Origin of the sequence: Variovorax sp. OV329 (assembly GCF_900114785.1) — a bacterium.
GTDB lineage: Bacteria > Pseudomonadota > Gammaproteobacteria > Burkholderiales > Burkholderiaceae_C > Variovorax.
In genome coordinates this window covers 19,104-32,933 of the sequence record NZ_FOUG01000026.1, presented here as the reverse complement: position 1 = coordinate 32,933, position 13,830 = coordinate 19,104, and the positions used below count along the sequence as shown (strand labels likewise).

The following is a 13,830-nucleotide window of genomic DNA, read 5'->3' as shown; positions in this document are numbered from 1 at the left end:
CCTGCAAGGGCGACACCGCGAATTGAAAATCTACTGTTGCTTTGCATGAAGTCAGTCTCCGTTGATATAAAAAAGTCAGGCGTTCAAGGCCCGGTCCAGGCCCATCACCTGCATGCGCGCGTTCACCGCGTCGATGTCGTGGCCGAGCAGCGCCAGGTCGCGCAGCCGGCCTTCGCGGTCCTTGACCTGGTTGCGCAGCACCGCCTCGGCCCGAAAGCCCAGTTCCTCGAACAGCGCGATGGCGCCGTGCTGGTCCACCGTCATGCGCACGACGAGCTTGTCGAGGCCCAAGCCCAGTGCCAGTGCGAAGCTCTCCTGCACCAGCACGCGGCCCAGGCCTCGGCCGCGCCATGAAGGATCGACCAGCACGCGCAGCTCGCCCACGTGCGCTGACCAGGACAGCGGATCGATGACGATGGCGGTGCAGCCGACCAGCGCGTCGCCTTCAAAGGCCACCAGGCTGCGCATGCGTCCGTGTGCCAGGGCGCTCATCCATGCGGCCGAAACGAGCGACTGGACGAGGTTGAGCAGGCGCAGGAAGGCGCGCGTCGCCCGGTCCGGCCGGATGCTGCGCAGGGCCTGCGGCATGCCGATTGCGGGGCCCTGACGCGGCGGCACCGGATGGGGCGCGAGGGCGGTCCCTCGAACAGCGTCGAGCCTGCGCGGCTGCCTTGGCGTTTTCGTCATGGTGGCCGCGTTTCCCTGGTCAGAACGCGTGCCGGATGCCTACGTCGTAGCCGTAGCCACGCGCTGCCCGATAGCTGGCTGCCGAGGAGTTGGGCGTGTTCGTGTAGCCCGGCCCCGTGTCGGCCGAGGTGACGCTGACTGGCGAGATGGCCGCGCCGTCCTCGTTTTCCGTCACCGCGAAGGTCGCGTACAGCGCCGTGCGCTTGGACAGGTTGTGCACGTAGCCGACGGCGTACTTCTGCGCCTTCGGGGGTGGTGTCGTCGCGGGCACCGCCCCGTTGCGCGTGAAGTTCGAGAACTCTCCCTTCACCTGCGCATACGAGGCTCTGATCTGGCCCACTCCGACTGGAATCGTCAGGCCGACGAGAAAGTTGTTGGTGTCCAGGTCGGACGGCGGGCTCAGCGCGGGCGTCAGCGGGAAGTTGGCAATGTTCGCAAAGTCGGTCTTGACGTCGACCTTCGAGTACTCGCCAAAGAGCTTCACCGGACCGAAGTCGTACGAGGCACCGGCGTTGAAGGTGTTCACGTTCGTGGTCGAGCCGAAGAAGTAGTTGTCAGCGACCGTGCTCTGGCCGTAGGCCAGTGCCACGTCGAACGGGCCATTGGCGTAGCCGGCGCGGCCGCCCGCATAGCGGCCTAAACGTGCGTTGTTCGCGACCGCAGGATCGTTCAGTGCGTCCGAATTGACGACCTCGTTGAACGCATACATCACCTGACCGTAGAAGCCACCCAGGCTGGCCGGCAGGAAATAGCCCACGGAGTTGGCCTTGCGGGCGTAGAAGCCCCGATTCAGCTGAAGGGTCGGGAACGCGCTGCCCATCGTCTGCACGATCAGGCTGCTGCCCGAACCTGCATTGCCGAAGGGATCGAAGACCCCGTCGTTCCAGAAGGTCGGGCTGTAGTCACGACCAAGCCGCACCTCGCCAAAGCGGCCGCTCAGGCTCACGGTCGAGCGCCTATCGAAGAAAAGGGCATTACGGCCGAGCGTTCCGATGTCGCCCCAGAGCGAGGCTTCCAGCCAGAAGCTCGCGGCCAGGCCTCCGCCGAGGTCTTCCTGCCCACGAAAGCCCAAGCGCCCGCCTGCATTTCCGCCATTGGACAAGACCGTTTGGCTCTGCCGCAGGTCCGGCTTCGGCGTCGAGGGTGCGACACCGTTGTCCTGGTACTTGCTGACGGTTTCGTAGTAGCTGGCGCCGATGTCGAGGACTCCGAAAGCGGTCACGCTCGATTGCGCCCAAGCCGGGCCGATGGCGGCCAAAGCGGCCAGCGCGATAAGGGTCTTGTTCATGGGTAGCTGTCTCTTGTTGTAGGAAATCTGAGTGAGTTTTCTCTTGTCGCGGCTGGCATTGGCGCCAGCCGTTGTGGGCGTGCGGGTCGCTAGGCGTCTCCTTTGCTAGCTCAAGGCCGAAATGCCGGTCAGCATCTGTGCGGCGGCCAGCTTCTGGGTCTCGATGGCGCGGTCGCCGAAGGCGCGGCGGGGAATGACCCACTCCGGCGCGTCAACGCCACGCAATTGCCGGGCTTGGTGCTGCAAGCCGATGGCGGCCTCGGCGGCAAACCAGCGCGCCATGCCAGCCTCGGTCTCGCAGTCCTTGCCGGCGTCGACCAAGGCCAGGCAGCGCTCGCACAGGAGGCGAGCCGACTCGACCCGTGTCGCCATCTCCGCGATGCGTGCCGCCACGAGGCGATGCGCCGCCATGGGTCGCCCGAACTCCTCGTGGACCCGGGCGTGGGCAATCGCCTCGTCTAGCTCCAGCTGCATCAGGCCCACGCTGGACAGGCCGCCATGGATCCACTGCTGCGTGCGAACGGCGGCGAGCAGCCCTTGTGCTTCGTCGCCGTGAGCCAGCAGATGGTCCGGCGCGACACGGGCGCGGGTCGAGAACACTTCCGTGGCGCCTGCGTCGAACCGGCCGGCCGCAGGGTCCAGGCGCACTTCGTAGCGGTGCGCCTCGCGGTCGAGCACCACCAGCGCCAGTGGCCCCGCCGCGGTGCGTGCCGGACAGATCACGAAGTCGGAATTGATGCCGTTGGCGACGCGGATCTCATCCGCCGTCACCAGGCAGTAGCCTTCTTCGAGGCGAGCCTGTGCGAGGGACTGCGCCGGCTCCATCGCGGCCAGCGCGCCGATCTTCCGGCCCGCGATCACGTCCGGCAGGTAGCGTTCGCGGATGGCCGGCGGCGCGGCGAGCAGCAGCCGCGCCACCACGATGCCGTCCTGCACGCCCGGGAGGGCTGCACCGCCGGCCTGGATGAACTGCTCGAAGAGCAGGCCCTGCGTGGCGCACGACAGTCCGAGCCCGCCATTCGCCTTTGGAATGGCGGCGCCGGGCAGGCCGAACTCGGCCACCATCTGCTGCACCTCGTGCGCCGCCGCCCACGGCATGACGCGGTGCCGATATTTGCTGGCGACCGGATCGACCTCGCGCTGTGCGAAGGTCCGAAAGACTTCGACGGCGAGCCGCTGCTCTTCGCTGGGTGTGGTGAATTGCATGCGTGGTCCTGTTGCCGACTGGGATGCATTGGAGAATTTCGGTGCCGCGATGTCGCCCCCCCACGATGGGGAAGGTATCGACCCCCTCGCCGCGGGGGGGTTACGCGCGTGGCGTCGCGCGCTAAGGTGCGTGCATAGGGCCCTACCCCCCCCAAGTACAGAGATTTCCAAGTGACCGGACTACCCCAGTTGCTTCGCCATCCGTGGATGGACGAAGACGTCGAGACTTTTCGCGACCAGGTGCGTCGCTTCATCCAGAACGAGCTGTCGCCGCAGCTGGAAGGCTGGCGCCGCCAGGGCTACATTCCGCGCGAGGCCTGGCGCCCGTTCGGGGAGATGGGCTTCCTGCTGCCGGAACTGGACGAGGACTACGGCGGCGCCGGCGCCTCGATGGCCTACCAGCTGGTAGTGCAGGACGAACTGGCCCGGGCCGAGTTTCCTGGAAACATCGCGGTGCACAACTTGGCGGCGCACTACATCGTCGACTACGGCACCGAAGCGCAGAAGCGCCGCTGGCTGCCGCGCCTGGCAAGCGGCGAGCTGCTGGCCGGCATTGCCCTCACCGAGCCGGGCGCCGGCTCGGACCTGAAGGCACTGCGTACCCGCGCACGCCCCGACGGCGACCACTACGTGGTGGACGGCGCCAAGACCTTCATCACCAACGGCTTCTCGGCCAACCTTCTTGTGATGGCGGTGCGCACGGGCGACGCCGGCAGTCGCGGCGTTTCGCTGATCGTGGTGGAGACGGAGGACTTGCCGGGCTTTCGAGTCGGGCGCCGGCTGGAGAAGCTGGGGCAGCACGCCTCCGACACGGCAGAGCTCTTCTTCGACGGCATGCGCGTGCCGGCTGACCACCTGCTGGGCAAGGAAGGCGAGGGCTTTGCCCAGCTCATGAGCCAGCTGCCCTATGAGCGCATGCTCCTGTGCGTGCCGGCGGCCGCGGTCATCGAGCTGGCGGTCGAGCTCACGGTCGAGTACACGCGGCAACGCAAGGCCTTCGGCCAGCCCGTGTTCGACTTCCAGAACACGCGCTTCAAGCTGGCCGAATGCGCGACCATTGCGCACGTGGTGCGCAGCTTCGTCAACGACTGCGTGCAGCGTCTGGTCGATGGCAAGCTCGAACCCGAGGCGGCCTACATGGCCAAGCTTTATTGCACGGAGCAGCAGGGCAAGGTGGTCGACGAGTGCCTGCAGCTCTTTGGCGGCTACGGCTACATGGTCGAGTACCCCATTGCGCGCCTTTACGCCGACGCGCGCATCCAGCGCATCTACGGCGGCACCAGCGAGATCATGAAAGATCTCATTGCACGGAGGTTGGGAGCATGAAGCCGCCATTGACCGGGGTGAAGGTCGTCGAGTTCGAGGGCATCGGACCGGGGCCGCTGGCCGGCCGCATGCTGGCCGACATGGGCGCCGAGGTGACCGTGGTGGCGCCGCCGCGCCGGGGCTCGGTGGCCACGACCCTGGGCGGCGAACTGGTGAGCCCGCTGCGGCGCGGCAAGACGATCGTTCCGCTGGACCTCAAGAGGCCCGAGGACAACGCAAAAGCCATGGCACTGGTCGACGCGGCCGATGTGCTGATCGAGGGCAACCGCCCCGGCGTAATGGAGCGCCTGGGCCTGGGGCCCGCGCAGTGCGCCACGCGCAACCCGCGCCTGGTTTACGGCCGCATGACCGGCTGGGGCCAGAGCGGCCCGTTGGCGCCGCTTGCCGGACACGACCTGAACTACGTGGCGCTGACGGGCCTGCTGTCGCTGTCGGCGCACCGCGGCGAGCGCCCCATCCTGCCGCCAACTGTCGTCGGCGATGCCGGCGGCGCTCTCGGCCTGGTCTTTGGCATTGCCTGCGCGCTTGTCGATGCCCGTGCCAGCGGGCAGGGCCGCGTGGTGGATGCCGCCATCGTCGACATCGTGGCCATGTTGGGCACCATCGCGCACTGGGCGCGCGCCAACGGGCAGCTCGACAGCCCCGAGCCGAGCCCTTTTCATGACTCTGCGTTCTACGACGTGTTTGCGTGCGCGGATGGCGGCTTCGTCACCATCGGTGCGCTGGAGCCCAAGTTCTATGCGCTGATGCTTGAAAAGCTCGGGCTGCACGACGTGGATCCGGCATCGCAATACGACAAGGCGGCCTGGCCGGCGCTGAAGGGGCGGTTGGAGCAGCTCATTGCCAGTCAGCCGCGTGCGCATTGGTGCGCGCTGCTGGAAGGCACCGACGTCTGCTTTGCGCCGGTGCTGAGCATCCAGGAAGCGACCGAACATCCTCACAACGTGGCACGCGGAATCTACAGCCTGAGTGCCAGTGGCGGCCTGGAAGTAGCTGGCGCGCCGCGCTTCCTGCCGCTGGCGGATGACGCAGAAGCAACTCACTCAACCGATTCAAGTCAAGCATGAAAGCACTCGTCGCCGTCAAGCGCGTCATCGACGCAAACGTCAAGGCACAGGTCAAGTCGAATGGCTCGGGCATCGAGTTGGCCAACGTCAAGATGAGCATGAACCCCTTCGACGAGATCGCCGTCGAAGAAGCGGTTCGCCTGAAGGAAAAGGGCGTGGTCACCGAGATCATCGCCGTCTCGTGCGGCGAAGCGAAGTGCCAGGAGACCCTGCGCACCGCCATGGCCATCGGCGCGGACCGCGGCATCCTGGTGGAGACGTCCGAAGAGCTTCAGCCACTGGTGGTGGCCAAGCTGCTGAAGGCCCTGATCGACAAGGAACAGCCCCAACTCATCATCCTGGGCAAGCAGGCCATTGATGACGACAACAACCAGACCGGCCAGATGCTGGCGGCCCTGGCCGACCTGCCCCAAGGCACCTTCGCCTCCAAGGTCGAAGTGGCGGGCGACAAGGTCAACGTCACGCGCGAAGTGGACGGCGGCCTGGAGACCATCTCTCTCACGCTGCCCGCGGTGATCACCACCGACCTGCGCCTCAATGAGCCGCGCTACGTCACCTTGCCCAACATCATGAAGGCCAAGAAGAAGCAGCTGGACACCATGACCCCCGCCGACCTGGGCGTGGACGTGGCCCCGCGCCTGAAGACCCTTAAGGTGGTCGAGCCTGCCAAGCGCGGCGCCGGCATCAAGGTGCCTGACGTGGCGACCTTGGTGGACAAGCTCAAGAACGAAGCCAAAGTGATCTAAGTCAGGGAAGGAAGAATAGAAATGACCGTCCTCGTTATTGCCGAACACGACCACGCCACCGTCAAGCCGGCTACCCTCAACACCGTGACCGCCGCCATCGCCTGCGGTGGTGACGTGCACGTGCTGGTGGCCGGCGCCAATGCCGCCGAAGCCGCAGCCGCTGCCGCCAAGATCGCCGGCGTGGCCAAGGTGATCGCCGCCGACAGCCCCAGCCTGGCCGAGAACCTGGCCGAGAACGTCGCTGCGCAAGTGCTGGCGATCGCCTCGAACTACAGCCACATCCTGTTCCCCGCCACCGCCGACGGCAAGAACGTGGCCCCGCGCGTGGCCGCCAAGCTCGATGTTGCGCAGATCAGCGACATCACCAAGGTGGTCTCCGCCGACACCTTCGAGCGCCCCATCTACGCGGGCAACGCGATTGCCACGGTGCAGAGCTGCGATGCCACCAAGGTGATCACCGTGCGCACCACCGGCTTTGATGCCGCGGCCAAGGAAGGCGGCAGCGCCTCGGTCGAGAACGCCGCGGGCGTGGCCGATTCGGGCAAGTCCTCCTTCGTGGGCCGCGAAGTCACCAAGAGCGAGCGCCCCGAGCTGACGGCCGCCAAGATCATCGTCTCGGGTGGCCGTGCCCTGGGCAGCGCCGAGAAGTTCCAGGAAGTCATGGCCCCGCTGGCCGACAAGCTGGGCGCCGGCCTGGGTGCCAGCCGCGCCGCCGTCGATGCGGGCTACGCCCCCAACGACTGGCAAGTGGGCCAGACGGGCAAGATCGTGGCACCGCAGCTGTACATCGCCGCGGGCATCTCGGGTGCGATCCAGCACTTGGCCGGCATGAAGGATTCGAAGGTGATCGTGGCGATCAACAAGGATCCGGAAGCACCGATCTTCTCGGTGGCCGACTACGGCCTGGAAGCCGATCTGTTTGCGGCCGTGCCTGAACTGGCGGCCGCCATCTGAGGGAGGGGGCCGGACATGGCACTCCTTCGCCAATGCCTGCTGGAGCTGAGGGCGGCCGCTGAGGCACGTGCTGAGCGCTCGCCATTGCAGGCGCCGACTGGCTCGACGTGGCCATGTCCGCCGGTGCCGGCGCGTGACGGCAGTCCATGGGAAAGGTGCGTGACGCTGGAGGCGGCATCCCTGCGGCGTGTGTCCAGACAGGACTAACCGGCCAGCGGCCGTCTTCCAAAGGGTTTTCCCCGGGCGCATGCTGCTTCATTTCAATCGGCGAAATTGCGGTCTTCCGGTCGAGCGCCTCCGGGTCAATACTCGCCCCAGGAGACCAAACATGACCCTCGAGTGGCCGGGCGCCATCGCCAGCACCAAAGTGACAGCGCCTCGCGCGGCTCGGCGGCTCGTGCCGCGCGAAGGGTTGCTGGCGCGCCTGGTCGGGGCGCGCAACCAGCGCTGCGTGGTCATCCAGGCGCCTGCAGGAAGCGGCAAGACCAGCTCGCTGGTCGCATGGCTGCAGGCGCTGGTGCCCTTCGATGTCGACGTGGCCTGGCTGTCGATCGCTCCCGAGGACAACGACCTGCCGCGCTTTCTGCGCTGCCTCCTTGCCAGCATCGCGGAGGTGGACGTCGACCTGGTGGGCGAGGCCTCGCTGCTGGTCGACACCGATGTGGACGAGGCGGCCGTCGAGCACTGCGTCATCTCCCTGGTGCAGGCCATCGCGTCGCGCCGGCGCTCGCTGATGCTGATGCTCGACGACCTGCACTGGCTCGACGACCCGCGCATCTTCCAGACGATTCAGTGGCTGCTCGACCATGCTCCGCCGCAATTGCATCTGGCGCTCGCCTCGCGCAGCGCGCTGCCCCTGTCGCTGGCGCGGCTGCGCGCGCAGGGCCAGCTGTCCACCTTCGACCTGCGCGACCTAAAGTTCTCTGCCGATGAATCGGAGAACTTCCTGCGCGAGCACCTGGGGCCGATCGAGACGCGCGAGGCACGCGCCCTGCATGAGATGACGGACGGCTGGGTGGCCGGCCTGCAGTTGTATGCGATGGATCTGAAGGGAAAGCGCGGGTCATCTCGCTCGCCGGTGCCCTTGTCGAACCCACGGGCCTTTGCCGCCTACTGCGAACGCGAGGTGCTGGACCAGCTCACGCCGGAAGACCTGCACCTGCTCACGCGCATGGCGGTGTGCCAGCGCTTCTGTGCTCCCCTGTGCGCGGCGCTGCTGGTGCAGCCCCACGCCGTGCCCCGGCTGATGGCGCGGCTCACGCAATTGGACAGCGACAACTTCTTCATCGTCCGCATCGAGGGACGCGACCGCGAAGCTTGGTATCGGCTCCATCCGCTGCTGCGCGAGGTTCTACTCGCGCGCCTGGCGCGCGAACCGGCCGAGGAGGTACGCGCGCTGCATGCCCTGGCCTGGCACTGGTTCGAGGAGAACGGGCCGGTCGACGAAGCGGTCCGACACGCGCTGCGGGTGAACGAGGCGAAGGCGGCGGCGGACATGGTGGAGGCCGTGGTGCGCGAGCTGCTCGCCTGCGGCGAGCTGGGCCGCCTGTCTGTTCTTTTGCGCCAGATACCGTCGCAAGAGCTGCGCATGCGCGGCAGCCTGCGCCTTGCGCAAGCCAACCTTCAGGTGTTCGCGCGCGACCTGCGTCCGCTGTCGCAGACCATCGCGCAGATCGATGCCGACAGTCAGGCCGGTGAGCTGCTGCTGGACCAATTGCAAAGCTACGAACTCCTGCTGCTGCGCGCCTGCCTGGCTCTGCACCTGGACGACACCGCGGCCCTGCAGGCCATGCTGCCCGCCATGGGGCGCGTTCCCGATGGGGCGGACGATCTTGCGCTGGCGGGCAGCAGCACGATCCAGGGCTGGGCGTACATCCACCTGGGCCGCTTCGAGCAGGCCCGCGACGTCCTGGCCGCCGGCGCAGCCGGCAGCGCCCGCCAGGTGCTGATTGCGCGCAGCCTGGGGGCCCTGAGCCACATGATGGAGGGCAGGGTCGTCGAGGCCGAGCGGGTACTGCGCGAGGTCTACGACGAGGCCGCGCATGGCGGACCGGCCTTTGCCGGCGTGGCCTGCACGGCTGCAGCACTCCTTGGCGACGTGCTGTACGAACTGGGAGAGGTTGAAGCTGCCTGCCGCTTGCTGGAATCCCGCATCGAGCTGATCGAACGCGTCACCATTCCCGATGCGGTGCTGCGTGCCTACGTGGTGCTGGCCATGGCGCACTGGCAGCAAGGCCGACGGCTGGAAGCCTTCGATGCGTTGGACCGCCTGGAAGACTTTGCCGACGTGCGCGGCCTGGACCGCCTGCACGCCCATGCGCTGCGCCTGCGGACCGGCTGGAATCTGCAGCAGGGAAAGTCCGACGCCGCAAAGGCCGGGGTGGCCCGCCTCGAGGCACTGGCGGCAGAGTACGCGGACACGCCTCCGCCCATACAGAGCGAGATCGAATGGTGCGCCGCGAGCGCGCGCGTGGCCTTGGCCTTGCAGCTGGGCGACTTCCATGCTGCGCTCGGCACGCTGGATGCGATGCTCGGGCGCGCCGAGAAGGCCGGCCGAGCACGCGCCATCGCACAGAACAGTCTGAAGCGGGCCTATGCGAACTGGCGGCTGGGGAAGACCGAGCGCGCACGCGCGGACCTGGTCGAAGCGCTGGTAGTCGGACGCCGGCTCGGTCTGGTACGGCGCCTGCTCGACGCCGCCCCCGAGTTCGCGGACCTGATTGCCGCGCTGTTGCGCGAGGACGACTTCGATCCGGTGCGCGCGTTCTACGTGCGCCAGCTCCTCGATGCGGCAAGCGCTGCGATCCTGGCGCCCGCTACGGTCGCGGCGACCGAGGGCGCCGAGCCGCTGAAGGAGCGGGAGGTCGAGATCCTGGAACTGCTGGCCCAGGCCCTGCCCAACAAGAAGATTGCCCGCGCGCTCGGCCTGTCGACGCAGACCATCAAGTGGCACCTGAAGAACATCTTCACGAAGCTCGGCGTGAGCAGCCGCGACGAAGCGGTTGCGCGCATGCGCGAGGTGCAGGCCCGCAAGGCGGCATCGCCCGCGGGCTGAACGCTTCAGGCGGTTCGCGCGAGCGCCTGATCCTGCTCGTTCTGCGCCTGCTGCAGCACGCGCCAAAGCACCTTGCCGGTGGGCGTCTTGGGCAGGCTGTCCACGATCTCCACCAGCCGTGGCGCCTTGTAGGCCGCCATGGTGTCGCGGGCCCACTCGATCAGCTGCTCGGGCGTCACCGTCGCGCGCGCCTCGGGCCGCAGGACGACGAAGGCCTTGACGGTCTCGCCGCGGCGCGAGTCGGCAGCGGCAATGACGCACGCCTCCTGCACGGCAGGGTGGCCGTACATCCACGATTCGACTTCACTGGGCCAGACCTTGAGCCCCGAGGCGTTGATCATCCGCTTGAGCCGGTCGACCACGTAGAAGTAGCCGTCCTCGTCGTGGTAGCCGATGTCGCCGCTGCGCAGGAACCGCTTTCCGTCGATCTCGATGAAGGCTTCGGCGGTGGCGTGCGGCATGTTCCAGTAGCCGTCGAACAGCGTTTTCGTGTGAAGGATGATCTCGCCATGCTCGCGGGGGCCGAGTTCGGCACCGCTCACCGGGTCGATCACGCGCGCATCGCTGTCAATCCACGGAACGCCCGCGCACTGGCGCCGCGGCGCGTGGGGCGGATTGACGTGCGAGGCGCTGCAGGTTTCCGTCATGCCATAGCTCTCGATCAGCGTCAGGCCGAAGCGCTGCTTGATCTCGTCGGCGACGGCTTGCGGGATGGGCGTCGCCCCCCCCAGGACGTAGCGCAGGGAGGACAGGTCGCGCGGCTTCTCGGCCAGGTGGGCGAGCACCTCCACGATCATCGGCGTCACGCCGCCCCAGACGCGCACGCGGCGCCGCTCGAGCAGCTCGACGGCGGCACCGGCGTCCCAGCGCGAGAGCTGCACCTGGGTGCGTCCGCCCGCGAGCAGCACGTTCATCATCGCCATGCCGCCCATGTGGTTCAGGGGCATGCAGGTCAGCTCGGTGTCGTCCTCGCCAAAGCCCATCCACGCGATGCGCTGATTGAGCGTCTGCACGAAGGCCCGGTGCGACATCATGGCGCCCTTGGCCTTGCCGGTGGTGCCCGAGGTGTAGGCGATCACGGCGAGATCCGCGCCGCGCGCGCTGGAGGGCAGGGGTGCGATGTCGGCCGCCAGCGCACCCATGAAGTCGTGCACCAGCGGATGGTTGCCCGGCTCGCGCGGCGCCAGCACGAAGTCGGGGATCGTCATGAAGGGGACGTCTTGCGGTCGGCCGGCCAGCTCGCTATAGGCACCGACCACCACGCCTTCGAGGGCACCGTCGTCCAGCAGCGGCTGAAGGCGGGGCAGGAAGTCCTGCATGGTGACGGCCACCCGCGCGCCGGAGTCGCTGGCGTAGTAGCGCAACTCGGCATCGGTGCTCATCGGGCTGAGCGCCACCACCGCTGCATCGCAGCGCAGGATGGCGTAATAGGCCATCACAAACTGCGGGCAGGGCTGCATGACTAGCAGCACCCGGTCGCCGCGGCGAACCTCCAGGTGCTGCTGCAGGTAGCCGGCCAGCGCCACGGCGCCATCGTGCAGCGTGCGGTAGGTGGTGTGGCGCCCGTAATAGTCGATGGCCGTGCGCTCCGGGTGGAGCTCCGCCCGCTGCGGCAGGTGGTCGAAGATGTTGCGCTCGGGCACGTCCAGGGTGTGCGGAACGCCGGCGGGCCAATGGGCGTGGTGCCTAGTCAACTGTGGCATGGGGAATCCTTGAGTCAGCTGCCGTTGCGTATGGCAGATCAGAAGCCGCCGCGGCCACCACCGCAGATCAGCGTCTGGCCCGTCACGTAGTTCGACTCGGGCAGGCACAGGATGTAGACCGCGCCGGCCGCTTCCTCGACGGTGCCCATGCGGCCGAGCGGAATTTCCTTGGCGGCGAGTGCGATCTTGTCTGCGGGAATGCCCACGCGGACGTCGCGACCGTCGACATTCACGGTCGTTTCCTGGGTGACGGCTTGCGTCAGGCGAGTCTCGACCGCACCGAAGGCGACGCAGTTGACGTTGACCTTCATGCGGCCCCATTCCTTGGCCAGCGCCTTGGTCATGCCCATCACGCCGGACTTGGCCGACGAGTAGTTGACCTGGCCCGCGGTGCCGCCGGTGCCCGAGGTCGACGAGATGTTGACCACCTTGCGGAACACTTCCTTGCCCGCTTCGGCCTCGGCCTTGCTGGCTTCGCGGAAGTGCGGCTGGGCGGCGCGCAGCACGCGGAAGGGCGCCTTCAGGTGGCAATCGAGGATGGCATCCCACTGCTCGTCGCTCATCTTCTGGATGACGTTGTCCCAGGTGTAGCCGGCGTTGTTCACGATGATGTCGAGCCCGCCGAAGCTGTCCAGCGCGGTCTTGACGACGCGGTCGCCGAAGTCGGCAGCGGTCACGTTGCCGACGCAGGCCACCGCCTCGCCGCCAGCCTGCTTGATCTCGGCCACCACTTCCTCGGCCGGTCCGGCGTCGAGGTCGTTGATGACGATGCGCGCGCCTTCACTGGCGAGCTTCAGGGCCACGCCGCGGCCGATGCCGCGGCCCGAGCCGGTGATGATGGCGACCTTGCCTTCGAGTTTTCTGTTCATTTGAGGTGTCTCTTGCTCAATGTGTTGGGTGGGATGGGACTCAGTCGACGGCGACCACGGCCTGCCCGGTGATCTTCACGTCGCCCTGCTGGTTGGCGACCTGCATGTCTATGCGCAGACGCGTCTCGCCGTCCTCTTCGAAGCGCTCGGCGACGACGCCGGTGCAGGTGGGCGCGTCATGGACGGCGGTGATGCCGGTGAAGCGCACGGTCAGGGAGCGCACGCGCTCCTGGCCGGCCCAGTCGGTGACCATGCGGCCCAGGTAGGCAGCCGAGAGCATGCCGTGCGCGAACACGTCGTCCACGCCGGCCGCGCGCGCGAAGTCGATGTCGATGTGCATGGGGTTGTGGTCGCCCGAGGCGCCGGCGTACAGCGCGAGCGTAGTGCGGGAGATCGCGGGCACCTGCAGGGTGGTCGTGCTGTCGCCCACCTGCAGGGCCTGGAGTTGTTGGAGGTCGATGGCCATCAGCTTGCCTTTCCCAGTTGGCGCTGCACGACGGTGGAGCGCAGATCGGCCACGTGCACGCCGTCCTGGTTGGTGACGCGGGTTTCCTTGATGAGGAATTCCAGCGCGCCGCCCTTCTTCTCGTAGATGTCGGCGATGCGCGATTCGAAGGTGAGCGACTCTCCCGCGCACACCGGCGCGTGGTAGGTGTAGGCCTGCTCGGCGTGCAGGATGCGCTTGAGCTCCATGCCCACCAGCTTGAGCACGTCGCGCGAGGGGAAGGCCTGCGTTTCCAGGCACGACATGTAGGTCGGCGGCACGCGCAGCGAGCGCAGGCCGGCCGACCGGGCGGCGTCGACGTCGGAGTAGATGGGGTCGGTCTCGCCGATCGCCTTGGCGTAGAGGCGCACCGCGCCTTCCTCGATGACGAGGGTGCGCCGGCCGAGGTCGGCGCCGATGAAGGACTTGTCGATCATGGGTGTCT

Annotated in this window: 12 protein-coding genes; 5 read left to right on the top strand and 7 right to left on the bottom strand. The window is 67.5% G+C overall.

Going from position 1 to position 13,830, the window contains the following annotated elements:
- Positions 1-75 precede the first annotated feature (75 nt).
- The 3 genes from BM345_RS27580 to BM345_RS27570 all read right to left on the bottom strand — a co-directional run bounded on the left by BM345_RS27580 (position 76) and on the right by BM345_RS27570 (position 3,181).
- Positions 76-588 (bottom strand): GNAT family N-acetyltransferase, encoded by a 513-nt coding sequence (locus BM345_RS27580; RefSeq protein WP_175545174.1) that lies wholly within the window; start codon positions 586-588, stop codon positions 76-78.
- Positions 589-706: 118 nt separating this feature from the next.
- The gene (locus tag BM345_RS27575) at positions 707-1,975 is read right to left on the bottom strand and encodes a porin (protein WP_093386482.1); all 1,269 of its coding nucleotides are present in this window, start codon (positions 1,973-1,975) and stop codon (positions 707-709) included.
- 105 nt (positions 1,976-2,080) lie between these two features.
- Positions 2,081-3,181, bottom strand: coding sequence for an acyl-CoA dehydrogenase family protein (locus BM345_RS27570; RefSeq protein ID WP_093386480.1), 1,101 nt, complete (start codon positions 3,179-3,181; stop codon positions 2,081-2,083).
- Positions 3,182-3,388: 207 nt separating this feature from the next.
- Between BM345_RS27570 and BM345_RS27565 the strand changes: the two genes are divergently transcribed.
- The 5 genes from BM345_RS27565 to BM345_RS27545 all read left to right on the top strand — a co-directional run bounded on the left by BM345_RS27565 (position 3,389) and on the right by BM345_RS27545 (position 10,329).
- Entirely contained in the window at positions 3,389-4,507 is a 1,119-nt protein-coding gene (locus tag BM345_RS27565) for an acyl-CoA dehydrogenase family protein (protein ID WP_093386477.1), read from the top strand.
- Positions 4,504-5,574: a CaiB/BaiF CoA transferase family protein gene (locus tag BM345_RS27560; protein WP_093386474.1), complete on the top strand. Its 1,071-nt coding sequence runs from the start codon at positions 4,504-4,506 to the stop codon at positions 5,572-5,574. The genes BM345_RS27565 and BM345_RS27560 overlap by 4 nt, the downstream gene beginning before the upstream one ends.
- Positions 5,571-6,320, top strand: coding sequence for an electron transfer flavoprotein subunit beta/FixA family protein (locus BM345_RS27555; RefSeq protein WP_093386472.1), 750 nt, complete (start codon positions 5,571-5,573; stop codon positions 6,318-6,320). Before BM345_RS27560 ends, BM345_RS27555 begins: the two co-directional genes overlap by 4 nt.
- Positions 6,321-6,341: 21 nt before the next feature.
- Complete coding sequence (locus tag BM345_RS27550; RefSeq protein ID WP_093386469.1) at positions 6,342-7,274, top strand: electron transfer flavoprotein subunit alpha/FixB family protein; 933 nt, start codon at positions 6,342-6,344, stop codon at positions 7,272-7,274.
- Positions 7,275-7,602: 328 nt separating this feature from the next.
- On the top strand, positions 7,603-10,329 hold the full coding sequence (locus tag BM345_RS27545; protein ID WP_093386467.1) for a winged helix-turn-helix domain-containing protein: 2,727 nt from the start codon (positions 7,603-7,605) through the stop codon (positions 10,327-10,329).
- 5 nt (positions 10,330-10,334) lie between these two features.
- Here BM345_RS27545 and BM345_RS27540 read toward each other — a convergent pair whose 3' ends face one another.
- The 4 genes from BM345_RS27540 to BM345_RS27525 are packed head-to-tail and all read right to left on the bottom strand — an operon-like array spanning position 10,335 to position 13,822.
- A complete protein-coding gene (locus BM345_RS27540; protein ID WP_093386464.1) occupies positions 10,335-12,032 on the bottom strand; it encodes an AMP-binding protein in 1,698 nt (565 codons plus the stop codon).
- Between the two features lie 38 nt (positions 12,033-12,070).
- The gene (locus tag BM345_RS27535; RefSeq protein ID WP_093386462.1) at positions 12,071-12,901 is read right to left on the bottom strand and encodes an SDR family NAD(P)-dependent oxidoreductase; all 831 of its coding nucleotides are present in this window, start codon (positions 12,899-12,901) and stop codon (positions 12,071-12,073) included.
- 40 nt (positions 12,902-12,941) lie between these two features.
- Positions 12,942-13,367: a MaoC/PaaZ C-terminal domain-containing protein gene (locus BM345_RS27530; RefSeq protein ID WP_093386459.1), complete on the bottom strand. Its 426-nt coding sequence runs from the start codon at positions 13,365-13,367 to the stop codon at positions 12,942-12,944.
- Complete coding sequence (locus BM345_RS27525; RefSeq protein ID WP_093386457.1) at positions 13,367-13,822, bottom strand: MaoC family dehydratase N-terminal domain-containing protein; 456 nt, start codon at positions 13,820-13,822, stop codon at positions 13,367-13,369. Before BM345_RS27525 ends, BM345_RS27530 begins: the two co-directional genes overlap by 1 nt.
- Between the last annotated feature and the right edge of the window lie 8 nt (positions 13,823-13,830).